General features: G+C 61.0%; 20 protein-coding genes and 2 pseudogenes. 16 read left to right on the top strand and 6 right to left on the bottom strand.

What is annotated here, in order from left to right; translation table 11 throughout:
* Positions 1 to 94 precede the first annotated feature (94 nt).
* Together phaC and PSH86_RS02260 are read left to right on the top strand one after the other, a co-directional pair.
* Positions 95 to 1,777 carry a class II poly(R)-hydroxyalkanoic acid synthase gene (gene phaC / locus PSH86_RS02265; RefSeq protein WP_305487481.1) on the top strand — a complete coding sequence of 561 codons (1,683 nt, stop codon included), beginning with the start codon at positions 95 to 97 and terminating at the stop codon, positions 1,775 to 1,777.
* Between the two features lie 60 nt (positions 1,778 to 1,837).
* A complete protein-coding gene (locus PSH86_RS02260; protein ID WP_109752026.1) occupies positions 1,838 to 2,458 on the top strand; it encodes a TetR/AcrR family transcriptional regulator in 621 nt (206 codons plus the stop codon).
* A gap of 206 nt (positions 2,459 to 2,664) precedes the next feature.
* Here PSH86_RS02260 and PSH86_RS02255 read toward each other — a convergent pair whose 3' ends face one another.
* From PSH86_RS02255 to PSH86_RS02245, 3 genes are all read right to left on the bottom strand, one after another.
* Positions 2,665 to 3,564, bottom strand: coding sequence for a phasin family protein (locus tag PSH86_RS02255; protein WP_109752025.1), 900 nt, complete (start codon positions 3,562 to 3,564; stop codon positions 2,665 to 2,667).
* A gap of 10 nt (positions 3,565 to 3,574) precedes the next feature.
* On the bottom strand, positions 3,575 to 3,997 hold the full coding sequence (locus tag PSH86_RS02250; protein ID WP_039592410.1) for a phasin family protein: 423 nt from the start codon (positions 3,995 to 3,997) through the stop codon (positions 3,575 to 3,577).
* Between the two features lie 269 nt (positions 3,998 to 4,266).
* The gene (locus PSH86_RS02245; protein WP_109752024.1) at positions 4,267 to 4,542 is read right to left on the bottom strand and encodes a polyhydroxyalkanoic acid system family protein; all 276 of its coding nucleotides are present in this window, start codon (positions 4,540 to 4,542) and stop codon (positions 4,267 to 4,269) included.
* Between the two features lie 155 nt (positions 4,543 to 4,697).
* On the opposite strand from PSH86_RS02245, the gene ubiE reads away from it, so the two are divergent.
* The 14 genes and pseudogenes from ubiE to PSH86_RS02180 all read left to right on the top strand — a co-directional run bounded on the left by ubiE (position 4,698) and on the right by PSH86_RS02180 (position 18,599).
* Positions 4,698 to 5,468, top strand: a complete 771-nt coding sequence (ubiE, locus tag PSH86_RS02240) for a bifunctional demethylmenaquinone methyltransferase/2-methoxy-6-polyprenyl-1,4-benzoquinol methylase UbiE (protein WP_003196937.1) — start codon at positions 4,698 to 4,700, stop codon at positions 5,466 to 5,468.
* A pseudogene (locus tag PSH86_RS02235) lies at positions 5,468 to 6,092 on the top strand (SCP2 domain-containing protein). Before ubiE ends, PSH86_RS02235 begins: the two are co-directional and overlap by 1 nt.
* Entirely contained in the window at positions 6,089 to 7,693 is a 1,605-nt protein-coding gene (gene ubiB / locus PSH86_RS02230) for a ubiquinone biosynthesis regulatory protein kinase UbiB (RefSeq protein WP_109752022.1), read from the top strand. Before PSH86_RS02235 ends, ubiB begins: the two are co-directional and overlap by 4 nt.
* Positions 7,694 to 7,774: 81 nt before the next feature.
* Positions 7,775 to 8,173, top strand: coding sequence for a phosphoribosyl-AMP cyclohydrolase (gene hisI, locus PSH86_RS02225; RefSeq protein WP_003196931.1), 399 nt, complete (start codon positions 7,775 to 7,777; stop codon positions 8,171 to 8,173).
* On the top strand, positions 8,166 to 8,498 hold the full coding sequence (locus PSH86_RS02220; RefSeq protein ID WP_003186671.1) for a phosphoribosyl-ATP diphosphatase: 333 nt from the start codon (positions 8,166 to 8,168) through the stop codon (positions 8,496 to 8,498). The genes hisI and PSH86_RS02220 overlap by 8 nt, the downstream gene beginning before the upstream one ends.
* Positions 8,499 to 8,522: 24 nt before the next feature.
* Positions 8,523 to 8,810, top strand: coding sequence for a twin-arginine translocase TatA/TatE family subunit (locus PSH86_RS02215; RefSeq protein WP_109752021.1), 288 nt, complete (start codon positions 8,523 to 8,525; stop codon positions 8,808 to 8,810).
* A 10-nt stretch (positions 8,811 to 8,820) separates the two neighbouring features.
* Complete coding sequence (gene tatB / locus PSH86_RS02210) at positions 8,821 to 9,240, top strand: Sec-independent protein translocase protein TatB (protein WP_116833979.1); 420 nt, start codon at positions 8,821 to 8,823, stop codon at positions 9,238 to 9,240.
* Positions 9,237 to 10,034, top strand: coding sequence for a twin-arginine translocase subunit TatC (tatC, locus tag PSH86_RS02205; RefSeq protein WP_109752019.1), 798 nt, complete (start codon positions 9,237 to 9,239; stop codon positions 10,032 to 10,034). The genes tatB and tatC overlap by 4 nt, the downstream gene beginning before the upstream one ends.
* Positions 10,031 to 10,738: a 16S rRNA (uracil(1498)-N(3))-methyltransferase gene (locus PSH86_RS02200; RefSeq protein ID WP_163855672.1), complete on the top strand. Its 708-nt coding sequence runs from the start codon at positions 10,031 to 10,033 to the stop codon at positions 10,736 to 10,738. The genes tatC and PSH86_RS02200 overlap by 4 nt, the downstream gene beginning before the upstream one ends.
* A 114-nt stretch (positions 10,739 to 10,852) precedes the next feature.
* The gene (locus tag PSH86_RS02195; protein WP_305487472.1) at positions 10,853 to 12,757 is read left to right on the top strand and encodes a methyl-accepting chemotaxis protein; all 1,905 of its coding nucleotides are present in this window, start codon (positions 10,853 to 10,855) and stop codon (positions 12,755 to 12,757) included.
* A gap of 205 nt (positions 12,758 to 12,962) precedes the next feature.
* Positions 12,963 to 13,976: pseudogene (locus PSH86_RS30500) on the top strand (methyl-accepting chemotaxis protein); the annotation flags it as partial.
* Between the two features lie 9 nt (positions 13,977 to 13,985).
* Positions 13,986 to 14,879: a methyl-accepting chemotaxis protein gene (locus PSH86_RS30495; protein WP_370873793.1), complete on the top strand. Its 894-nt coding sequence runs from the start codon at positions 13,986 to 13,988 to the stop codon at positions 14,877 to 14,879.
* 141 nt (positions 14,880 to 15,020) lie between these two features.
* The gene (locus PSH86_RS02185; RefSeq protein WP_163855679.1) at positions 15,021 to 16,937 is read left to right on the top strand and encodes a methyl-accepting chemotaxis protein; all 1,917 of its coding nucleotides are present in this window, start codon (positions 15,021 to 15,023) and stop codon (positions 16,935 to 16,937) included.
* 1,320 nt (positions 16,938 to 18,257) lie between these two features.
* Positions 18,258 to 18,599, top strand: coding sequence for a DUF6124 family protein (locus tag PSH86_RS02180; RefSeq protein WP_109752015.1), 342 nt, complete (start codon positions 18,258 to 18,260; stop codon positions 18,597 to 18,599).
* A gap of 63 nt (positions 18,600 to 18,662) precedes the next feature.
* Here PSH86_RS02180 and PSH86_RS02175 read toward each other — a convergent pair.
* The 3 genes from PSH86_RS02175 to PSH86_RS02165 all read right to left on the bottom strand — a co-directional run bounded on the left by PSH86_RS02175 (position 18,663) and on the right by PSH86_RS02165 (position 24,321).
* A protein-coding gene (locus PSH86_RS02175) for an IS3 family transposase (RefSeq protein WP_122568800.1) occupies positions 18,663 to 19,885 on the bottom strand; the annotation gives its coding sequence in 2 pieces (ribosomal slippage) (positions 18,663 to 19,534 and positions 19,534 to 19,885; 1,224 coding nt in all).
* A 103-nt stretch (positions 19,886 to 19,988) separates the two neighbouring features.
* Positions 19,989 to 22,559 (bottom strand): glucans biosynthesis glucosyltransferase MdoH, encoded by a 2,571-nt coding sequence (gene mdoH, locus PSH86_RS02170; protein WP_305487468.1) that lies wholly within the window; start codon positions 22,557 to 22,559, stop codon positions 19,989 to 19,991.
* Entirely contained in the window at positions 22,552 to 24,321 is a 1,770-nt protein-coding gene (locus PSH86_RS02165) for a glucan biosynthesis protein G (RefSeq protein WP_109752357.1), read from the bottom strand. The genes mdoH and PSH86_RS02165 overlap by 8 nt, the downstream gene beginning before the upstream one ends.
* Between the last annotated feature and the right edge of the window lie 211 nt (positions 24,322 to 24,532).

Here is a 24,532-nt window from a genome sequence, read left to right as displayed (position 1 = left end):
GGCAGGACGCCGGACCGCGCAACGACCCGAAACAGCGACTATGTTGTCTGGTTCGGTGTGTTTGTTTTTAGCCTGATGACGAAGGAGTTGACTCATGCGCGACAAACCGGCGAAGGGTTCCATGCCCGCCCCTGCCAGCTTCATCAACGCACAAAGTGCAGTCACCGGCTTGCGTGGCAGAGACCTGCTGTCCACCTTGCGCAGCGTGGCCGCACATGGCTTGCGCAACCCGGTGCACAGTGCCCGGCATGCGTTGAAGCTGGGCGGTCAACTGGGCCGTGTGCTGCTGGGCGAGACCCTGCACCCCACCAACCCCAACGACCAGCGTTTCGCCGACCCCACCTGGCAGCTCAATCCGTTCTACCGCCGCAGCCTGCAGGCCTACCTGAGCTGGCAGAAACAGGTCACGAGCTGGATCGACGAAAGCACCATGAGCCAGGATGACCGCGCCCGCGCCCACTTCGCCTTCGCCCTGCTCAACGATGCCGTGTCGCCGTCCAATACCTTGCTCAACCCACTGGCGGTCAAGGAACTGTTCAACTCCGGCGGCGCCAGCCTGGTTCGAGGTATCAGCCACCTGGTAGACGACCTGCTGCACAACGACGGCTTGCCGCGCCAAACCACGCCCCACGCCTTTGAAGTCGGCAAGACCCTGGCGACCACACCCGGAGCGGTGGTGTTTCGCAACGAATTGCTCGAGCTGATCCAGTACCGGCCCATGAGCGAAAAACAGTACGCCAAGCCCTTGCTGATCGTGCCGCCGCAGATCAACAAGTTCTACATTTTCGACCTGAGCCCTTCCAACAGCTTCGTTCAGTACGCCCTGAAAAACGGTTTGCAGGTCTTCATCATCAGTTGGCGCAACCCGGATGTACGCCACCGCGAATGGGGCCTGTCCAGTTATGTCGAGGCTGCGGAGGAGGCCATGAATGTCTGCCGGGCGATCACCGGCGCCCGCGAGGCCAACCTGATGGGTGCCTGCGCCGGGGGCATGACCATCGCCGCCCTGCAAGGCCACCTGCAAGCCAAGCGCCAGCTACGCCGGGTCGCCAGCGCCACGTATCTGGTGAGCCTGCTGGACAGCCAGATCGACAGCCCGGCCACGTTGTTCATCGACGAACAGACCCTCGAAGCCGCCAAGCGCCGCTCCTACCAGAAGGGCATCCTCGATGGTCGCGACATGGCCCGGGTATTCGCCTGGATGCGCCCCAACGATCTGATCTGGACCTACTTCATCAACAACTACCTGCTGGGCAAGGAGCCGCCGGCCTTCGACATCCTCTACTGGAATAACGATTGCACCCGGCTGCCGGCGGCTTACCACGGTGACCTGCTGGACTTCTTCAAGCACAACCCACTGACCCATCCCGGCGGCCTGGAAGTGTGCGGCACGCCAATCGACCTGCAGAAAGTGACGGTGGACAGTTTCAGCGTGGGTGGCATCAACGACCACATCACGCCCTGGGACGCGGTGTACCGCTCGACGCTGTTGCTCGGTGGCGAAAAACGCTTCGTGCTTTCCAACAGCGGCCATGTCCAGAGCATCCTCAACCCACCGGGCAACCCCAAGGCCAATTACATCGAAAGCGCGAAACTGAGCAGCGACCCACGGGCCTGGTACTACGACGCCAAGCACGTCGAAGGCAGTTGGTGGACCCAGTGGCTGGGCTGGATCCAGGAGCGTTCCGGCGCCCAACACGAAACCCAGATGACCTTGGGCAACGCGAACTACCCGCCTCTGGACGCAGCCCCGGGGACCTATGTTCGCGTGCGCTGAAGGCCCCACTCCACGGCCAGGTTATTGGCCGTGGCACGACTTGATCACTAAGAAGAACGGATGAAAACCCGCGACCGCATCCTCGAATGTGCCCTGCAGTTATTCAACGAAAAGGGCGAACCGAACGTATCCACCATGGAAGTTGCCAACGAAATGGGCATCAGCCCGGGCAACCTCTACTACCACTTCCATGGCAAGGAGCCGCTGATCCTCGGGTTGTTCGAGCGATTCCAGAGCGAACTGGCACCGCTGCTGGACCCTCCGGCGGACGTGCAGTTGGCGCCGGAAGACTATTGGTTGTTCCTGCATCTGATCGTCGAGCGTCTGGCCCAGTACCGGTTTCTGTTCCAGGACCTGTCGAACCTGGCCGGGCGCTTGCCGAAACTGGCCAAGGGCATTCGCCAACTGCTCAATGCCCTGAAGCGAACCCTCGCCTCGTTGCTGGCGCAACTCAAGGCCCAGGGGTTGCTGGTCAGCGATACCCAGGCCCTGGGGCAACTGGTGGAACAGATCACCATGACCTTGCTGTTCTCGCTGGACTATCAACGGATCCTCGACCGTGAGGGCGAGGTCCGGCTGGTGGTCTACCAGATCATGATGCTGGTGGCCCCGCACCTGCCGCCTGCGACCAAGGTGGCGACCGAGCAATTGGCGTTGCGCTACCTGGAAGAACACGAGTAAGTACCTTGTGGGAGCGAGCCTGCTCGCGATGACGGTCGCACATCCAACATCAATGTGGCTGACACACCGCAATCGCGAGCAGGCTCACTCCCACATTATTTTCTGGGTGATTTCAATATTTGCACCACCACTCCCACAGGTTGACCTGCGTACAAACAAAAACGCCCGACCTTCACAGGCCGGGCGTTTTGGCATGTCCTCAAGAATCAGGACTGGGTGGGTGGCGTCGTTGGAGCCGGCGCGGTAGTCGGAGTGGCGACCGGGGTCGGCGCTGCGGCGGAGTTCGCCGTGCTCACCGGGGCAGCCGGTTTGGCGGCCGCGGTCGGCGCCTTCGGTGCAGTTGCTTTTGGCGCCGCCGGTTTTTTCACAGCCGGTTTTTTTGCCACCGCAGGTTTAGCGGCTGCTTTGGCAGCAGGCTTGGCAGCAGGCTTGGCTGCCGCTTTGGCCGTAGCAGGTTTGGCCGCTGCGGTTTTAGCAGCAGGTTTGGCCGCTGGCTTGGCTGCCGCTTTCGCCGCCACCGGTTTGGCCGCCGCTTTGGCAGCAGGTTTGGCCGCTGCGGTTTTAGCCGCGGGCTTGGCCGCTGCTTTGGCAGCAGGCTTGGCGGCGGTTTTTGCCGCGGCCTTGACCAATGGCTTGGCTGCCGTTTTGGTCGCCGGCTTGGCCGCTGCCGTCTTGGTCGCTACCGGTGCGACTTTGGCGCCAGTGAGTTTTTCGATCTGCTTGGTCAACGTATCGACCTTGCTGTGCAGCGCCTTCACTTCATTGCGGCTCGGCACGCCCAGACGCGAGATCGCACTGTTCAGGCGCTTGTCGAAAGCCCCTTCCAGTTCGTCCCATTTGCCCAGTGCACGATCCTTCACGCCGCCGATTCGCGACTTGGCGGACTCGGCAGTGCCCTTGGCCGCATCGACTTGTTTGCCGACGGCCGTCTTGGTGAGTTTTTCGGCCTTTTCGCCGTCCTTAACCAGGGACTCGAAGAGTTTGCTGCCGTCAGTGTCGATCTTCGAGTACACGCCTAAACCAGCAAGCCAGATTTTGCGGGAGTATTTTTCAATCTTCCCGGCCCACGAGCTGCCTTCTTTTTCAGTGATCTTTTTGCCAGCCATCCCGTTCTCCTTAATGTTTACGCGCGACACGTTCGAGCAATGCTGTCAGCTCATCGAGCTTAGCAGAGAGTGTCTCAACGTCATGTTTAGACGGAATGCCGATACGATTCAAGGCACTTGCAACACGGGCATCAAATACCTTCTCGACTTTATCGAGTTGTACTTCAACCCGGGCCTTGAAAGTATTGACGTCGGTCTTGGCTTCAATCAATTCGCTGTTGGCCGCTTCAAGTTTTCCGGCAATTTTCTTTTTGCCTTTGGTTTCAATAACTTCGCCAGCCTTTACCAACTCCTGGAAGTACTCGCTGCCTTCCTGGCCGACCTTCGTGTAGGCGCCCAGGCCAGCCAGCCAGATCTTGCGCGCGTACGTTTTCACGTCGCTGAGCGTGGAAGATTCAACGTCGGTTTTTTTCTTCAGAATAACTTTGGCCATGGTGCACCTCACTCGAAAAAAGGTTTGAGGAACTGCCCGCGCATGGACGGGCTCAGGCACAAAGTAGTGACAATAATTAGAAAGGGCACCCTAACAACTGACAGACATCCTGTTGGCGCTGACTTCCCATGTGGGAGCGAGCCTGCTCGCGATAGCGGAGCGTCAGCCAACTTTGATGTGACTGATGCAATGCAATCGCGAGCAAGCTCGCTCCCACAGGTGAATAGGTGGTGAACTTGAGTCACGCATTCCATCCACCCTTCGATCAATCAAACCAACGCCTTATCCAGCGCCTTTTCGATTTCCGTCTTGATCGTGCCGCTCATGGCCGACATCAACATGCCCAGCTCCACATCGACGCGGATCGAATCCTCGCCCACATGCACTTCGCCCTTGACCCCGGAACGCTTGAGTTTCAGGGTATCGCCCTCCCACTGCGGCTCCAGGCCATAGCTGTCGGACAACTTCTGGGCCAGCTTGTCGGCCTTCTCTCGCGCCGCTTCCTTGCCCAGGCCATGGGCACGCTCAACAGTTATACGGGCCATCGGGTGACTCCTGTTTTATCGGGACTTGCCTGAACGTTTCAGACCCTGGCTGCGTCAAAACGTCCCGGCGGTAGCCCATCTTACCTTCAGCCTTGCCAAGACAAAGCCCTCCACCGGGATTAGAATGTCCCGCATTCTTTTTTGGTGACCGCGATATGACTGATCAGCGCAAAGGCAGCGATGCCGAACCCACCACTCACTTCGGCTTCAAGAACGTGCCGGAAAGCCAGAAAGCGGAAAAAGTCGCCGAGGTTTTCCACTCCGTGGCCGCCAAGTATGACTTGATGAACGACCTGCTCTCGGGCGGCATGCACCGCCTGTGGAAGCGTTTTGCGATCGAGCTGTCGGGCGTGCGCAGCGGCAACCGCGTACTGGACATCGCCGGCGGCACGGGCGACCTGACGAAGAAGTTTTCCCACATCGTCGGGCCGACCGGCCAGGTGGTGCTCGCCGACATCAACGAATCCATGCTCAAGGTCGGCCGCGACCGCCTGCTGGACCTGGGTGTGGCCGGCAATGTCGAGTTCGTCCAGGCCGACGCCGAGAAGCTGCCGTTCCCCGACAATCATTTCGACTGCGTGACCATCGCCTTCGGCCTGCGCAACGTCACCCACAAGGAAGACGCCCTGCGCTCGATGCTGCGCGTGCTCAAGCCCGGCGGTCGCCTGCTGGTGCTGGAATTCTCCAAGCCAACCAACGCGCTGATGTCCAAGGCCTACGATGCCTACTCGTTCGCCTTCATGCCGCTGATGGGCAAGCTGATCACCAATGACTCGGAAAGCTATCGCTACCTGGCCGAATCGATCCGCATGCACCCGAACCAGGAAACCCTGAAGTCGATGATGGTCGAGGCCGGTTTCGACCGCGTGACTTACCACAACATGACCGCAGGCATCGTCGCCCTGCATCGCGGCATCAAACCCTGATGCTGCTCACCGGCCTGCTCGCCAGCGTCGAACTCGGCCTCAACCGGGTGCTGCGCCTGGACAGCACGGCGCTCGCGCGCCTGGCGCACTTGAGCGGCACAGTGATCGCCGTGGACTGCCGCAGCCCGGCGTTGCGGCTGTTCATCCTGCCCAGCGACGAAGGCCTGATGCTCGCCGCCCACTGGGAAGCCGAGGCCGACTGCACGCTGCGTGCCCCGGCGTCGAGCCTGCTGAACCTGGCCCTGGGCAAGGACAAGACTGCCGTGCTGCACAGCCCTGACGTGGAACTCGACGGCGACAGTGGCGTGCTGCTGGAGCTGGCGGCGACTCTCCAGGACCTGGAGCTGGATTGGGAATACGAAGTGTCTCGCTGGATCGGCCCGGTGGCGACCCAATTGCTCAGCGGCCATTTGCGTAGCCGCGGCCGCTGGTATCGCCAGGGCTTCGCCAGCCTGGGGCAGAATCTGAGTGAATACCTGGCCGAAGAATCGCGTACCCTCGTAGGCCAACGCGAAGCCCAGGCCCGCTTTAATGAACTGGACCAGGTCAAGCTTGACCTGGAACGTCTCGAGGCGCGTTTCGAGCGCCTTTCCCGATCCCTTGAAACCAAGCGATAACGCATGAAGCTGCTTGCCGTCCGCCGTTTGTTGCGCATCCAGCGCGTCGTGATCCGCTACCGCCTCGATGACCTGCTGTTCGCCCTGCCGTTGCCCTGGTTTCTCCTGGCACTGCGTTTCGTGCTGCCGTGGCGCTGGTTCCCCCGGCGAACGCTGGACCTGACGCGCGGCGCACGCCTGCGCCTGGCCTTGCAGGACCTGGGCCCCATCTTCATCAAGTTCGGGCAGATTCTCTCGACCCGTCGCGACCTGTTGCCCGAAGACATCGCCGATGAGCTGATGCTGCTGCAGGACCGCGTGCCGCCGTTCGACTCCAAGCTGTCGGTGGCGCTGATCGAAGAGCAACTGGGCAAGAAGGTCAGCGAAGTCTTCAGCCGTTTCGACGTCGAGCCCCTGGCCTCGGCCTCGGTGGCCCAGGTGCATGCCGCGCAGCTCAAGAGCGGCGAAGAAGTGGTGGTCAAGGTCATCCGCCCGGGCCTCAAGCCGATCATCGCCCAGGACCTGGCGTGGCTGTTCATCCTCGCTCGCGCCGCCGAGCGGCTGTCGGCCGACGCCCGCCTGCTGCATCCGGTGGACGTGGTCCAGGACTACGAAAAAACCATCTACGACGAACTCGACCTGCTGCGCGAAGCCGCCAACGCCAGCCAGTTGCGCCGCAACTTCGAGGGCTCGCCGCTGCTCTATGTGCCGCAAGTCTATTGGGACTGGTGTCGCCCGAAAGTGTTGGTGATGGAGCGCATCTACGGCATCCAGGTCACCGACCTGGCAACCCTGGCCGACCAGCGTACCGACATGAAGCTGCTGGCCGAGCGTGGCGTGGAGATTTTCTTCACCCAGGTATTTCGCGACAGCTTCTTCCACGCCGACATGCACCCGGGCAACATCTTCGTCAGCACCGTGCAACCGTGGAGCCCGCAATACATTGCCATCGACTGCGGCATCGTCGGCAGCCTGACTCCCGAGGACCAGGATTACCTGGCGCGCAACCTGTTCGCCTTCTTCAAGCGTGATTACCGTCGTGTCGCCCAACTGCACATCGATTCGGGCTGGGTCCCGGCCGAGACCAAGCTCAACGAATTCGAAGCGGCGATCCGTACCGTGTGCGAACCGATCTTCGAAAAACCGTTAAAAGATATTTCCTTCGGCCAGGTGCTGATGCGCCTGTTCCAGACCGCGCGCCGCTTCAACATGGAGGTTCAGCCACAGCTGGTACTGTTGCAGAAAACCCTGTTGAACATCGAAGGCCTCGGCCGCCAGTTGTATCCGGACCTCGACCTGTGGAACACCGCCCAACCGTTCCTCGAACGCTGGATGCGCGAGCGCGTCAGCCCCAAAACCTTGCTGGGCAACGTGCAGAGCCAGTTCGAGCAGCTCCCGCACCTGGCCAACATGACCCGCGACCTGCTCGAACGCATGTCCCAGCCCCATGCCCACGACCCGGCGCCACCATGGCACCGACGCAAGGATGACTGGTTCCTGCGCCTGCTCGGCGCAGCTCACCTGGGAGGTGGCGCAATGCTGGCGGCTGGTGGGCCGTTGAGCGAATTGGGCCATTGGCCCGCCGCAATCATGGTGATCGTCGGCTTGTATCTGGTCGTTCGCCGATAGCCAGCACCGGTTCGCGCTGGCACACTGTTTCAACGCTGGGCCCGCCGACTTCAGGTGCGTGGCCCATGGTCGGAGTCAAAGATGAAAAACTGGCAGGACGAGATCAAATGGGACGCTGACGGCCTGGTGCCAGCCATCGCCCAGGACCACAAGACCGGGCGCGTACTGATGATGGCCTGGATGAACCGCGAAGCACTGGCCCTGACCGCCGCCGAGAACCGCGCCATCTATTGGTCACGTTCCCGTGGCAAGCTGTGGCGCAAAGGTGAAGAATCCGGGCATGTGCAGCACCTGCATGAGATGCGCCTGGACTGCGACGGCGACGTCATCATCCTGATGGTCGAACAAGTCGGTGAGATTGCCTGCCACACCGGCCGTCAAAGCTGCTTCTATCGCGTCTTCGAGAACGGCGACTGGAAAACCGTCGACCCGGTGCTCAAGGACCCGCATGCCATTTATTCAGGACATACCCATGAGTGACACCCTGACCCGCCTGGCCCAGGTGCTGGAAGAGCGCAAAGGCGCCGCGGCCGACAGTTCCTATGTCGCCAGCCTGTACCACAAGGGTTTGAACAAGATTCTGGAAAAAGTCGGCGAAGAGTCGGTCGAGACCATCATCGCCGCCAAGGACGCCGCCATCAGCGGCGATTGCAGCGACGTGATCTACGAGACCGCCGACCTGTGGTTCCACAGCCTGGTCATGCTGGCCCAACTGGGGCAGCATCCGCAGGCCGTACTGGATGAACTGGACCGTCGCTTCGGTCTGTCCGGGCACGTCGAAAAAGCCTCGCGCCCGTCCGCCTGATCAACTTTTGAGAGGAATAGCCACATGGGTATCTTTGACTGGAAACACTGGATCGTCATCCTGGTTGTCGTGGTGCTGGTATTCGGTACCAAGAAACTGAAAAACCTCGGCACCGATGTCGGCGAGTCGATCAAGGGCTTTCGCAAAGCCATGAACGATGACGAAAAACCGGCCGACCCGACGGCTGCCCCGGCGCAACCGGTACAGCCAGCCCAACCGGTACATCCCCAGGCCACCCAGCCTGTGAATGCGCCGCACACCATCGACGTGCAGGCACAAAAAGTCGAAGAGCCCGTCCGCAAAGACTCGTGAGCACTGACTAATGTTTGGGATCAGCTTCACTGAACTGCTGCTCGTCGGCCTCGTCGCCCTGCTGGTACTGGGCCCAGAGCGCCTGCCGGGTGCTGCGCGTACCGCCGGTCTGTGGATCGGGCGCCTGAAGCGCAGCTTCAATGCGATCAAACAGGAAGTTGAACGTGAGATCGGTGCCGACGACATCCGTCGGCAACTTCACAACGAACATATCCTGTCCCTGGAGCAGGAAGCGCGGAAAATCTTCACGCCGACCCAACAGGAGCCGACGCCGGTTCAGCCTGCGGTCGAGCCGACGATTGCGCCACAGGCGTCGGTGGACAACACGACGCCCGTGGTGGCCGAGCCGGCCCAACCGGTGGAACCCGCCGCGACAGTAACAACGCCAGCAGCTCCCAACGACCCTACTTTGCCGCCGCGAGCCCCATGAGCGATATCCCTGAAAACGACCAGCCGATGCCGCTGGTATCGCACCTCACCGAGTTGCGCACCCGCCTGCTGCGTTGCGTCGCGGCGGTTTTCATCATCTTCGCCGGGCTGTTTTCCTTCACCCAGCAGATCTACACCTTCGTTTCCACGCCGCTGCGCCAGTACCTGCCGGTAGGGGCAACGATGATCGCTACCGACGTGTCGTCGCCGTTCCTGACGCCACTGAAGCTGACGATGATGGTCTCGCTGTTCCTGGCGATCCCGGTGATCCTGCACCAGATCTGGGGCTTCATCGCACCGGGCCTGTACAAGCATGAAAAACGCATCGCCGTGCCGCTGCTGGTGTCCAGCATCCTGCTGTTCTATACCGGCATGGCCTTCGCCTATTTCCTGGTGTTCCCGCTGATCTTCAAGTTCTTCGCCGCCGCTACGCCGGCAGGCGTGGAGATGATGACCGACATCACCAGCTACCTGGATTTCGTCATGACGCTGTTCTTCGCCTTCGGCGTGGCGTTCGAAATCCCCGTGGCGGTGGTCCTGCTGGTGTGGATCGGCGTGGTGGACGTGGCCTACCTGAAGAGGATCCGCCCCTATGTGATCATCGGCTGCTTCGTGGTCGGCATGATCCTGACCCCGCCGGATATCTTCTCCCAGACCCTGCTGGCCGTTCCGATGTGGCTGCTGTTCGAGATCGGTATCCTGTTCGGTGGCCTGGTGCGCAAGCGCCGGGAAGAAGAGCCCGAGGACCAGCCGGTCGATGACCACAACGACCAGCCGCCTGCGACCCAAGCGTGAACCTGCTGCTGCTCGAAGAGGCCGATTTCATCGGGCCTGACCGGGTCGTGCTGAGCGATCGCCGGTTGACCCACATGCAGGAAGTCCATCGCAGCGCTGTCGGCGACAGCCTGCGGGTCGGGCGTATCGGCGGCTTGATGGGCACGGCCCAGGTGCTGCGCCTGGAGGCTCGCGAGGCCGAACTGCAAGTGACCCTCGACCAGCCGCCACCGGCCAAGTTGCCGCTGACCCTGGTGCTGGCGCTGCCGCGTCCGAAAATGCTCAGGCGAGTGTTCCAGACCGTCGCCACCATGGGTGTGCCGCGGGTGGTACTGGTCAACAGCTATCGCGTGGAAAAGAGCTTTTGGCAGACGCCGTTCCTCGAACCCGAGGCTATCCGCGAGCAACTGATCCTGGGCCTGGAACAAGCCCGGGACAGTGTGCTGCCAGACATCATTATCGAAAAACGCTTCAAACCCTTCGTCGAGGACCGCCTGCCGGCCATCGCCAACGGCACCCTCGGACTGGTCGGGCACCCTGGCAACCACCCGCCCTGCCCGCGAGCGCTAACAGAACCGGTGACCTTGGCCATCGGCCCCGAAGGCGGTTGGATTCCCTACGAGATCGACCTGCTGGGCAAGGCCGGCTTGCAACCGGTGCAGTTGGGCGAGCGGATCCTGCGGGTCGAGACCGCGGTTACGGCGCTGCTCGCACGACTGTTCTGATCCCTTTGGTTTACCACGGTATTCAAAACGCATCTAACTCATTTCTCCTGTTCCCCCTTTCTGGGCCGATAACGCTTTATACAAAGCAGTTCCGCCCTTCAAGGGAGTATCAGCATGTTCCAATGGCTAGGTAACGTAGGCGTTAATCGCAAACTTGGCTTCGGTTTCGGCCTGGTGCTGTTCTTAACCTTGATGATCGCTTTCACCGGATGGATCGGCCTGGGCCGCGTGATTGCCCACGGCGACATGCTCGGGCTCATTGCCAGCCTGAACGACCAGACCAAGGACCTGCGTACCGCGCGCATGGACTATTTTTCGACCCGCGGCGAAAAGGGCCCAGGGGAAATCAACGATCTGCTCGGAAAATTGGAGCCTGGGCTCCAAACCGCCCGTCAATCGATCGAGCAGCCAGCCGACATGGCGCTTCTCGACAAACAACTGGGGGCTATCGCCGACTACAAAGTTGCCTTCACCGAACTGACCCGCGCCATTGCCAATCGTGAGGATGCACGCGGCAAACTGGGCGCCAATGCCGATAACGCCGTAGCCCGTGTCGCCACCGTTGAAAACGCCCTGCGGCAAAGCGACAACGTGGCTCAATTCGACAGCGTGGTCAGCCTGAGCAAGGCCATCCAGCAAGCCCGCTATCAGGTTCGTGGCTACACCTACAGCGGCCAGGCCGACGCCGAACAGCCTGCCCTGGATGCCATCGATAACGCGTTGAAAATCCTCGCCAGCCTGCCGCCCCAACTACCAGACGAACACGCCGCCAACCTGCAGCAGGCCAACGAATCGTTCAAGACTTATCGTGCAGCGGTCGGCCAGTTCCGTGATGCCCAGACCGCAAGCGCTGCCGCGGTCAAGCGCATGTCCGACTTGGGGGTGGTGCTACGCGAGGCCAGCAGGAATCTCACCCAGTCCCAGACCATCGTGCGCGACCATGAAGCCAGCGATGCCAAGATTTTGCTGGCATCGGCCGCCGCGCTGGCCTTCCTGTTCGGCGTGATCGCCGCCCTGGCGATCACCCGGCAGATCGTCACCCCGCTGGAGCAGACCCTCAAGGTCGCCGAACGCGTGGCGGCAGGCGACTTGACCCACAATCTCACCTCCGAGCGCCGCGACGAACTGGGCCAACTACAGCGCACCATGCAGAGCATGACCGTGGGCCTGCGGCAATTGATCGGCGGCATCAGCGAAGGCGTCACGCAAATCGCCAGCGCCGCCGAACAGCTTTCAGCCGTTACCGAACAGACCAGCGCCGGGGTCAACAGCCAGAAGGTGGAAACCGATCAGGTCGCCACCGCCATGCACGAAATGACCGCTACGGTGCAGGAAGTGGCGCGCAATGCCGAGCAAGCGAGCGAAGCAACGGCCGCCGCGGACCAACAGGCTCGCGAAGGCGAAAAGGTGGTCGGCGAAGCCATCGCCCAGATCGAGCGCCTGTCCAACGCGGTGGGCAATTCCACCGATGCCATGGGCCACCTCAAACGCGAGAGCGACAAGATCGGCAGCGTCCTGGACGTGATCAAGTCCGTGGCCCAGCAAACCAACCTGCTGGCCCTCAACGCGGCCATCGAGGCGGCCCGGGCCGGTGAAGCCGGGCGTGGGTTCGCGGTAGTGGCCGACGAGGTGCGCAGCCTGGCCCAGCGCACCCAGAAGTCCACCGAAGAGATCGAGCAACTGGTCCTTGGCCTGCAGACCGGAACCGAACAGGTCGCGACCAGCCTGGACAACAGTCGCAGCCTGACCGACAGCAGCGTCGAACTGACCCGCCGTGCCGGTGGCTCACTGGAAAACATCACCCGCACCGTCTCGGCGATCCAGTCGATGAACCAACAGATCGCCGCCGCGGCCGAGCAACAGAGCGCCGTGGCCGAAGAGATCAACCGCAGCGTGCTGAATGTTCGCGACGTGTCCGAACAAACGGCTGCTTCCAGTGAAGAAACCGCCGCCTCCAGCGCCGAACTGGCGCGGCTTGGGGTTCATTTGCAGACGCTGGTGGGACGCTTCAAGGTCTAACCTGAAGGGCAGGCATAAAACCCGTGGCGAGGGCGCTTGCTCCCGCTAGGGCGCGAAGCGGCCACCGGCGGGCGTTCGGAGGGGCAACGACTTCGCAGCCGAGCGCCCTCACCAAGGAAACGCCCCTACCTATTTCCTACAGATCCCCGTCACATAGTCGATACTCTCCTCATAAGACCTACAAAAGGTTCGAAGGAGTATCAGCATGTTCAGTTGGCTGACCGAAAAGCTGGGAAACGTAAGCGTCAATCGCAAACTGGGTTTCGGTTTTGGCCTGGTACTGCTCATGACCCTCCTGAGCACCTTCGCGGGCTGGAACAGCCTGGGCAGCGTGATCAGCCGCGCTGACAAGCAGGCGTCTATCGCCAGTCTCAATGAGTTGGCCAAGGATCTGCGAGTCGCCAGTCTCGACTATGAGATGCGGCGTGGCGAACAAGGGCCCGCTGTCGTCAGCGAGTTCCTGGGCAAGCTTCAGGAAAGCATACAAGCGGCCCTCAAACGGTTTGTACGTCCGGCAGACCAGGAGTTGCTCAATCAGCAACTGGCCATCCTCGATGAGTACAAACGCGCCTTCGGCGACCTGACCCAGGCGACGCAGAACCGCGAATCGGCCCGATCCAAGCTTGGCGCCAACGCCGACAATGCCGTGGCCAAAGTGAAGGAGGTCGAAAATGCCTTGCGCCAAGGCGACAGTGTTGCGCAATTCGACAGTGTGATCGAGCTGAGCAAACTGCTACAGCAAGCGCGCTACCAGGTTCGCGGCTACACCTACAGTGGCAAGGCCGATGCCGAGCAACCGGCGCTGGAGGCCATCGATAGTGTCTTGAAAAACCTTGAAAGCCTGCCGGGCAAACTGCCGGAACAACACACCGCCAACCTGCAACAAGCCACTGAATCGATGAAGGCCTATCGTGCCGCCGTCAGCCAGTTCCGCGATTCGCAGGTGGCCAGCGCATCAGCCCTCAAGAGAATGGTCGACCAGGGCGCCCGTTTGAATGACCTGAACAACCATTTGACTACCTCGCAGATTGAGAAACGCGACCTGGAGACGACGCATGCGAAAGAAGTGCTGATCATCGTCACCATCCTGGCATTAGCGTTTGGCCTGCTAGCGGCCTGGATCATTACCCGGCAGATCGTTGTTCCACTGCAGCAGACCTTGGTTGCCGTTGAACGTGTCGCCTCCGGCGACTTGAGCCATAACCTGGTGGTCACCCGCCGTGACGATATGGGCCAATTACAAGGCAGCCTACAGCGAATGGTGATCAGCCTGCGGCAACTGATCGGAGGCATCGGCGAAGGCGTTACGCAAATCGCCAGCGCCGCTGAACAGCTCTCCGCCGTCACCGAGCAGACCAGCGCCGGGGTCAACAGCCAGAAAGTGGAAACAGACCAGGTCGCCACCGCCATGCACGAAATGACCGCCACGGTGCAGGAAGTGGCGCGCAACGCCGAAGAAGCCTCCGAAGCGGCCGTCGCCGCAGACCAACAGGCTCGCGAAGGCGAAAAAGTCGTGGGCGAAGCCATTGCCCAGATCGAACGCCTGTCCAAGGAAGTAGGCAATTCCACCGAAGCGATGGGCCATCTCAAGCGCGAGAGCGACAAGATCGGCAGCGTGCTGGATGTGATCAAGTCTGTGGCCCAGCAAACCAACCTGCTGGCCCTCAACGCGGCGATCGAGGCGGCCCGTGCCGGTGAAGCCGGACGTGGGTTCGCGGTGGTGGCCGACGAGGTTCGCAGCCTGGCCCAGCGCACCCAGAAGTCCACCGAAGAAATCGAAGAGCTTATCCTCGGCCTGCAATCGGGCACCGAACAGGTCGCGACCACCCTGGACAACAGCCGCAACCTGACCGATAGCAGCGTCGAATTGACCCGCCGCGCCGGTGGCTCGCTGGAAAACATCACCCGTACCGTCTCGGCAATCCAGTCGATGAACCAACAGATCGCCGCCGCCGCCGAGCAGCAGAGTGCCGTGGCCGAAGAGATCAACCGCAGCGTCGTGAACGTTCGCGATGTGTCCGAACAGACGGCTTCTTCCAGCGAAGAAACCGCCGCCTCCAGTGCCGAACTGGCACGGCTGGGGGTTCATTTGCAGACGCTGGTTGGACGCTTCAAGGTCTGACCCAAAAGAGCTGGCATAAGCCTGTGGCCAGGGCTTGCTCCCTCGCCACAGGAATGCATTACGTCTATTTTTCTACAGATCCCGGCAAAACCGCCGATACAACCCTGATAAAACCAATCAGCGCTACAAGGGAGTATCAGCATGTTCCGGTGGCTTGCCCAGGGTCTGGGAAACGTAGGCGTTAATCGCAAACTCGGCGCAGGCTTCGGCCTGGTGCTGTTCCTCACCTTGATGATTGCATTCACCGGCTGGTCCGGCCTGGGCAATGTCATCAGTCGGGGCGACAAACTGGGCTTCATTGCCAGTCTCAACGACTTGAGCAAAGACTTGAACCTGGCCAGCATCGACTACAACACCACGCGGGGCGAGAAAGGACCGCAAGCGGTCAACGACCTGCTGGGCAAGCTCGAAGAGGGCCTGAAGACTGCTCGCCAGTTGATCGAACAACCGGCCGACGTCGCGCTGATCGATGCGCAACTGGCCGCCGTCGCCGAATACAAGGGCGCCTTCGCCCAGATGACCCGCGCCACCGTCAACCGCGAAGATGCCCGTAGCAAACTCGGCGCCAGCGCCGACAACGCCGTGGCCCGCGTCGCTGAAGTTGAAAAGTTGTTGCTGCAAGCCGGCGACATCACCCCGTTCAACAGCGTGGTCACCCTGAGCAAGGCCATCCAGCAAGCCCGCTACCAGGTTCGTGGCTACACCTACAGCGGCAAGAGCGAAGCCCAGCAACCGGCCCTCGATGCCATCGACACCGTCCTCAAACTGCTCGCGCGCCTGCCAGACCAATTGCCCCAGGAACACGCCGCCGACCTGCAGCAGGCCAGCGACTCGTTCAATCTCTATCGCGCGGCGGTCGCCCAATTCCGCGACTCGCAAATCGACAACGCTGCGGCCCTCCAGCGCATGACCGAGCAAGGTCAAATACTGATCGACGCCAGCCAGAAGCTGACCGTATCCCAGACCGCCGTGCGTGACCACGACGCCGCCCAAGCCAAGACGGTCCTGATCGTAGCGGCCGCCCTGGCGCTGCTGTTTGGCGTGATCGCCGCCCTGTTCATCACCCGGCAGATCGTCGGACCGCTCGGCCAGACCTTGAAGGTTGCCGAACGCGTGGCCGCCGGTGACCTGACCCACAACCTGACCTCCGAACGCCGCGACGAACTGGGCCAGCTGCAACGCGCCATGCAGAGCATGACCGTGGGCCTGCGGCAGTTGATCGGTGGCATCAGCGAAGGCGTTACCCAGATCGCCAGCGCCGCCGAACAACTCTCGGCCGTGACCGAACAGACCAGCGCCGGGGTCAACAGCCAGAAAGTGGAAACCGACCAGGTCGCCACCGCCATGCACGAAATGACCGCCACCGTGCAAGAAGTCGCACGCAACGCCGAGGAAGCTTCCGAAGCCGCCGTCGCTGCCGACCAGCAGGCCCGCGAGGGTGACAAAGTGGTTGGCGAGGCCATTGCCCAGATCGAACGTCTGGCTAAGGAAGTCGGCAACTCCACCGCCGCCATGGGCGACTTGAAGCGTGAAAGCGACAAGATCGGCAGCGTCCTGGACGTGATCAAGTCCGTGGCCCAGCAGACCAACCTGCTAGCCCTCAACGCCGCCATCGAAGCCGCCCGCGCCGGCGAGGCCGGACGTGGTTTTGCGGTGGTGGCCGATGAAGTCCGCAGCCTGGCCCAGCGCACCCAGAAGTCCACCGAAGAAATCGCAGAACTGATTGTCGGCCTGCAAAGCGGCACCGAACAAGTCGCGACCATCATGGACAACAGCCGCAGCCTGACCGACAGCAGCGTCGAACTGACCCGCCGCGCGGGGGGCTCGCTGGAGAACATTACTCGCACGGTTTCGGCGATCCAGTCGATGAACCAGCAGATCGCCGCGGCGGCGGAGCAGCAGAGTGCGGTGGCTGAGGAGATCAACCGTAGTGTGCTGAATGTGCGTGATGTGTCGGAGCAGACGGCGTCGTCCAGTGAGAAGACTGCCGCTTCGAGTGCTGAGCTGGCGCGGTTGGGGGTTCATTTGCAGACGTTGGTGGGGCGGTTCCGGGTCTAGCAGGCCTACGCAAAACCTGTGGCGAGGGAGCTTGCTCCCGCTTGAGTGCGCAGCGCTCACAATATTGCAGGGAGCAGCGGCTGCGCCATCTTGAGTTGGTGGTCTGTGGGTCTTGGGTGTATATCCGTTATTTAGGTAACGGCTGCTGACGGTTCCGCCCTTACGGCGGCTCACTTTTGAAAAGCGCAAAAGTAAGCAAAACGCTTCTGCCCACCACTCGGCACCTCGCCTAGGCTCGGTGTGCCCTCACTCCGGCATTGCTCCGTGGGCCGCCGCGAAGGGCCATCCATGGCCCAGCGCGGCTAACCCGGCATCCATGCCGGGTTGCCCACTGCGCAATGCCTGCGTTCGGCCAGCGTGGTTAACGGGGCGCCCGAGATCAACGTCCACCGCGAGGCGGCCTGATAGCCGACCTAGCTCTTGGTAAAACCGCGTTCCTCCTGTGGGAGCGGGCTTGTTCGCAAAGACCATGTCACAGCCAATGAAGATATCGAATGTGTCGGCCTCTCACCGTTGATCTTCAGCGGGCACAACATTCATGTACACCGCAAAGCCATTGTGGGAGCGAGCCTGCTCGCGAAGGCGGTGCTACAGTGGATGAAGATGTCGGATGTGGTGGCCTCATCGCGAGCAGGCTCGCTCCCACAGGGGAGTGCGGTCACCCAGAACCAGGTCGGCTCTCAGGCCGCCTCGCGGTGGACGTTGATCTCGGCGCCCCGTTAACCACGATGGCCGAACGCAGGCATTGTGGAGTGGGCATCCCGGCATGGATGCCGGGATAGCCGCGCTGGGCCATGGATGGCCCTTCGCGGCGGGCCCACGGAGCAATGCCGGAGTGAGGGCACACCGAGCCTAGGCGAGGTGCCGAGTGGTGGGGCAGGAGCGTTTTGCTTACTTTTGCGCTTCTCAAAAGTGAGCCGCTGTAAGAGCGGAACCGTCAGCAGCCGTTACCTAAATAACGGATATACACACAAAAATCCCCCTCCCACAATCCGTCATCCCAAGGCTACGGCGCCTTGCGCCATTGCCTACAACTACGCCAGAATCCGCCGGCTTGTACGCCTTAGGCCTGGGCTTTAACGTTTGCAGGTCGCTGTCAGTTCAGCGATCGGGTTTAGCAGCCTGAACAATCCTAGACGTACGCTCTCCACATGCGTGAGCAGGCTTCAGCGCCTGCACATCTATGTCATGGCGGTTGTGCGTGGGAGACCTTCGGGTCTGCCGGGTTCTAGGGTCCCGGTCTGCTAACCCGCGTACAGTCGCCACCCTTCTCGTTTAGCAGCGATATCTGGCGGCTCCATTACCCTAGGAGCGTCAACCATGTACAAGGTCACACCCAACCCACCAGAACCCGAAACCGATCCCAAGAAACTCCAGGAAGCCACCGATCGCGCGCTCGATTACTACCTGAACCCCAAGCAGCCCAAACCAGAAAACGAACAACCATCGGGCCAGCTTTTCACCGTCCTGGACCACATCGACACCGAAACCCTACTGGCCAACCTCAGCGAAACCCTGGCCTCAGCCGATGCCATGACCAACGACCTCGCATTCGACCTGGAAGGTTCACGACGCCATATTGCTCTGGGCATCCAACAACTGATCGAACTGAGCGGCCTGTTGGCAAACCGAGTGCTGGACAGAATCAATGCACAACCCTGACCTCGCCACGGCGAACTAAAACAGCCTGTCTAGTCCTGAAATAGGTTTACACCTGTTTCAGTCTCAAAACGCCCGATGCACCGCATCGGGCGTTTTGTATTTCAGGGCCAAATGAGGTCGCTTACGGTTATAGATTTCTATCGATTCCTCAACCATGCGCTTGGCTTGGGCGAGGTCTTTGGGACGGTGTAAAAGAAATTCTGTTTTCAGAATCCCATTCACTCGTTCCGCTAGGGCATTCTGGTAGCAGTCGTAGCCATCCGTCATCGAACACCTGACGCCATGCTTGGCGTGCAGCTTTTGGTAGAGATCAGAGCAGTATTGCGAGCCCCGATCGGAGTGATGTACCAGTGGCTGATTGGTTCTTCGGTGTCGAAGAGCTTTCGTCATCGCCCGGATGACTGACTCGGTATGCAGGCTTTCATGCACATGATGGCCGACTATTTTGCGCGAGAACGCATCAGTGACCAGACTTACGTAAGCGACGCTTTGCTCGGTCGGTAAATAGGTTATATCCGCCACCCACACCTGTTCCGGGCCGGTGGCAGTGACTTGGTCAGGGCCGGGCTTGAGCCGATTCGGATGTCGACGGAAGCGATGATGACTGTCGGTAGTCTTGTGATAAGCGCGTTTGCGTGGGACCAGTTGTCGATGGTCTCGCAGAATATCGAACAATCGATCTCGGCCTACCGTTTGCGTTAGTTCAGGTTCGGCTTGCATTAGCCCATGCAGCTTACGGGTGCCCAACCGAGGCATTTCAAGGCGTGCCTCCAGCACAAACCCCAGCACCTTTTGCGCATGGCTAGCTTGCGCGTCGTAAGCTCGATTGCGCTTGTAATACGCCTGCCGTGAGATGCCCAGAAACTGGCAAGCCCTGGTGACACTCAGGCCTTCGATTTGCCCTTGGCTGAGGACTTGCCGGATCGCTTTTTTACGACAGAAACACCGTAATCGTTTTTCAGCACGTCAACGACAGCTTCAAAAAATTGGGCTTTCTGGTTGGCAAGGGCCAGCTTTTCTTCCAGCTCCTTGATTCGCTGCTCTGGTGTCAGCGGCAAATTTGGCTCGGCCATCGGTCGGTTCCTCTGGGCACGAATGGAGGCGCCTTGGCTCCAGTCCTGCCGCCCATGCTTGCGTAACCATACCAACACAGTCGACCGGCCCTGAATCCCATAACGCCGTTGAGCCTCTTTATAACTCAGTTCGCCCTTTTCAACCTGATCGACAACCGCCAATTTAAAGCCCAGCGTGTAATCACGCTGACTACGCCTTCTTCCTGAATCCATTGGTTCCTCCTGAGGATAGGTCAGAAGGTGTAAACCTTATTCAGGACGAGACAGCCCCCAACAAAAAGCCCCGCTTCCTTTCAGAAGCGGGGCTTTTTGCGTATCAAGCCACTTGCGATTGTACGCTCACCGGCTGTAGCGGCAGCAGCGGTGCATGGGGATCGGCCTTGACCGATTCACGCCAGGCCGCCAGCCACTCGGGATGCGCCTCGCTCCAAACCTGCTCGTGCAGGCGGGACAAGGCCACCGGATCGCTCAGCAGTGCCAGTCGCTCAGCGTTGCTGAGACCGGCAGGACCGGCCTTCAAGGCGTGACGAACACGTTCGACCCGCAGCCATTCAATCGGCTCGGCCTGGCCGTGACGCGAAGTGGCCAGGGCATACGCCAAGGCATTCTGTTGTGGATCGACCACTGCCCGGATGAAGCCGTCGTTCAGCGCGTGCCAACGGTTTTCATGGGTGTACTGGTCCGTCGACAGCAGTTCCTGCGGCGGTGCGTATTCCTCAGGGATCAGGAACAGGCTCTCATCACGGGACTTCAAGCCCAGGCCCACGCGACTGGAGATCACCGACACCGGGATCGACAGCATCAGCGAACCGACGATCGGCACCAGCCACCACAGGAAGCTCGGGTTCAGCCAGATCACCAGCAAGGCCCAGAAGAAGCCCAGCAGGGTCTGCGGACCGTGGCGCTTGACCGCTTCGCTCCAGGGCGTGGAGTCGTCGTCACGTTGTGGCGAGTTCCAGGTCGCGGCCCAGCCCAGGAACGCGGCGAGCACGAAGCGGGTGTGGAAAATCATCCGCACCGGCGCCAGCAACATGGAGAACAACATCTCCAGCAGCATCGACAGCGTCACCTTGAACTTGCCACCGAACTCCTTCGCACCCTTGGCCCAGATCAGCACGATGCTCAGCAGCTTGGGCAGGAACAGCAGCACGATGGTCGTCGAGAACAAGGCGATGGCCTTGTCCGGATGCCATTGCGGCCACAGCGGATAAAGCTGGCGTGGTTCGAGGAAGTATTGCGGTTCCATCAGGGTGTTCACCGCCAGTAGCGCAGTGGAGAGCACCAGGAAGAAGAACCACAGCGGCGCCGACAGGTAGGACATCACGCCCGTCAGGAACACCGCACGGTGCACCGGGTGCATGCCCTTGACCAGGAACAGCCTGAAGTTCATCAGGTTGCCGTGGCACCAGCGACGGTCACGCTTGAGTTCGTCCAGCAGGTTCGGCGGCAGCTCTTCGTAGCTGCCCGGCAGGTCATAGGCAATCCACACGCCCCAGCCGGCACGGCGCATCAGCGCGGCTTCGACGAAGTCGTGGGACAGGATCGCACCGGCGAACGCGCCTTTACCGGGCAACGGCGCCAGGGCGCAGTGCTCGATGAACGGTTTCATGCGGATGATCGCGTTGTGGCCCCAGTAGTGGGATTCGCCCAACTGCCAGAAGTGCAGGCCGGCGGTGAACAGCGGACCGTACACCCGGGTGGCGAACTGCTGCATGCGCGCATACAGCGTGTCCATGCCCGAGGCACGTGGCGCTGTCTGGATGATGCCAGCGTCCGGCGTGGCTTCCATCAGGCGCACCAGGCTGGTCAGGCACGTGCCGCTCATGACGCTGTCGGCGTCGAGTACGACCATGTACTTGTAGTCGCTGCCCCAACGACGGCAGAAGTCGTCGAGGTTGCCACTCTTGCGCTTCACGCGACGGCGACGGCGGCGATAGAAGATCTTGCCGAAGCCGCCGGCTTCACGGCAGACGTCCAGCCAGGCCTGTTGTTCGGCGACGCAGATGTCGGTTTCGTTACTGTCGCTGAGGACGAAGAAGTCGAAGCGATCCAGGTCACCGGTAGCGGCCACCGACTCGAACGTCGCGCGCAAACCGGCAAATACCCGTGGCACGTCTTCGTTGCAGATCGGCATTACCAGCGCGGTGCGGGCGTCCTTGGGAATCGGCTCGTTGCCGGCGCTGGCACCAGAGATCCGGTACTTGTCGTGGCCGGTGAGCAATTCGAGGAAGCCCATCAGCGCCGTCCAGAAACCTGCCGACACCCAGCAGAACAGGATCCCGAACAGAATCAGGATGCTGGTTTGCAGCGCATACGGCAGCACTTGCGTGGCGGTCTGCGATAGCGGTTGGTGCAGGACTTCGTCCAGGTCCACCAGCGACCAGCCCTGGTACGGCATGATGCCTTTCATGTACCAGCCGGCGACGATGGTCTGGCCGAGCATCAATATCAGCAGGATGTAGCGACGGGTCGAACCCACGGTACGCCAGCGTGCATGGGGCAGCACGCGTTCATCCTTGGGCGGCTTCGGCGGGTTGGTACGACCGGTCAGGCGCCGCCAGGCGCGCACCAGGATATTGGTGCGCCACGGCTCCGGCACGACCTTGGTCCGACGGATCGGCGGCGTCGCCTTGAGGCACACCCGACCACTGGCGTCGAGCCCGAGCATTTCGGCTTCTTCGAGCTCTTCGGCGGTGCTCAGGGTCAGTCGGCGGCCTACCGAGGCTTGCACCGCCTCGGCGGGCGCGTCGAAGGTCGAAGACGACAGGCGTTCGTGCAATTCGCTGAAGGACTTGCAGCCCGCCAGTTCGGCGCGCTGCTCGTCGGTCATGGGTAAATGCGCCAGGTACTCGCTGAGCGTCTCTGGCTGTACTGGAGTATTACTCATCGGCTGGCAACTGATAGCTCCAGGTCTCGGTCAGGACTTGTTCAGTCGGTTCCGGTTCCTGCGGGGTTGGGGTCGGTTCAACAGCGGCGTCCGCCGCCTTGACGGCTTTGGCTTCGTCTTTCGCTTTTTCTATCGCGAGTTCTTTTTCGGTCTGCTGGCGGGCGACTTTGTCGGCCTTGGCCAGGGTCGTGGTCACGGAGTGCGAGGCGGCCGGGGCTTCGACAGGCGTCAATGGACGCACCAGCGCCGCACGCATTTCGGTGGCCTGTTTCGAGTCCTTGATCTTCAACCGCAAGGTCAGGCGCCAGCCCTTGGTTTCCGGGTTGTAGCGCACGCTATTCTCGACGATCTCGCCGTTTTCGCCGACGCTCACCTGGCTACGCACATCGGCGTCTTCCGGCAGGGCTTGCAGGGACGGGCCTTCGAAATCCACCAGGTAGGCCACGCTGCCATCCGGCTGACGGATCAGGTTGGATTGCTTCACGTCACCGGTGGAACGCAGGGTCTGCTTGACCCAGGCACTGTCCGGCGAGTGCAGGCTGGCCTCGTCGAGGGTCCAGTGCAGGCGGTAGCTGAAGTCCAGCGGCTGGCCTGGCTCAGGCAGTTTTTCCGGGCTCCAGAAGGCAACGATGTTGTCGTTGGTTTCGTCGGCGGTCGGAATCTCTACCAGGTCGACGGTACCCTTGCCCCAATCGCCTTTCGGTTCGATCCAGGCACTTGGGCGCTTGTCGTAGCGGTCGTCCAGGTCTTCGTAATGGCTGAAGTCACGGCCACGTTGCAGCAGGCCGAAACCGCGCGGGTTTTCCACCGAGAAGTTGCTCACGGCCAAGTGCTTGGGATTGTTCAGCGGGCGCCAGATCCACTCGCCATTGCCGGCATGGATCGACAGGCCGCTGGAGTCATGCAGCTCGCGACGATAGTTCAGCACCTTGGACGGCTGGTTGGCGCCGAACAGGTACATGCTGGTCAACGGGGCCACACCCAGCTTGGTCACGCGGTCACGCAGGAACATGCGCGATTTTACGTCGACCACAGTGTCGGTGCCCGGACGCACGGTCAGGCGATAGGCACCGGTAGCCCGTGGCGAATCCAGCAGGGCGAAAATCACCAGGTGCTTGTCGGTCGGTTTCGGACGTTGGATCCAGAATTCGCGAAAGCGCGGGAATTCCTCGCCCGATGGCAGCGCGGTGTCGATGGCCATGCCACGTGCGGACAGACCGTAGGTCTGGCCTTTGCCGATGACGCGGAAATAACTCGCGCCCAGCATGGTCATGATCTCGTCCTGCTTGTCAGCCTTGTTGATCGGGTACAACACGCGGAAACCCGCGTAACCCAGCTGCTCAGTGGCCTTCGGATCGAATGTCACATCGGCGAAGTCGAAGCGCGACGGGTCGTACTTGATCTCCTCGACGGTCGTCGCGGTGATTTCGTTGATCTTCACCGGCGTGTCGAAATGCATGCCCTGGTGATAGAAGGAAAGCCTGAACGGCGTCTTCTGGTCGGCCCATTCGGCTTTTTCGGTGCGGAAACGGATTTTTTGATAGTCAGCGAATTTCATCTCGCGGAATTCGTTCGGCAGATTGCTGCGCGGGGCTTCGAATTTTTGCCCGGCCAGTTCTTGAGCCTTCGCCGATACATCATCCAGGCTGAATGCCCACAGTTGGCCCGCGCCAAACAGGCACAACAGGGCCGAGCCCGCTACCAGAGCGTTTCTAAACCGTTTGGCAGTCATTTTTGGTGCATTACAGGGACTAACAATCACGAGCAACCCTCGCCGAAAACAGATCAAAAAACCAACGGCCAGATAAAGTATCCACACGGTATCGGCATTGAAAAACCGATCCTGCAGACCACTCTTGCCAAGTTGGCGAGCATTGTTCCGACTCCGGTGGGAGAAAATGATTCCCCAAACGGACCAGGACAAGTCTCTACCTAAGTCAAATGGACCAGCGAACGCTGGTCCCCCGTAGCGC

The organism is Pseudomonas sp. FP2300, from assembly GCF_030687595.1.
GTDB classification, from domain to species: domain Bacteria; phylum Pseudomonadota; class Gammaproteobacteria; order Pseudomonadales; family Pseudomonadaceae; genus Aquipseudomonas; species Aquipseudomonas bijieensis.
Note: the sequence above shows the minus strand (reverse complement) of the source record. Positions and strands in the feature narration are given on the sequence as shown.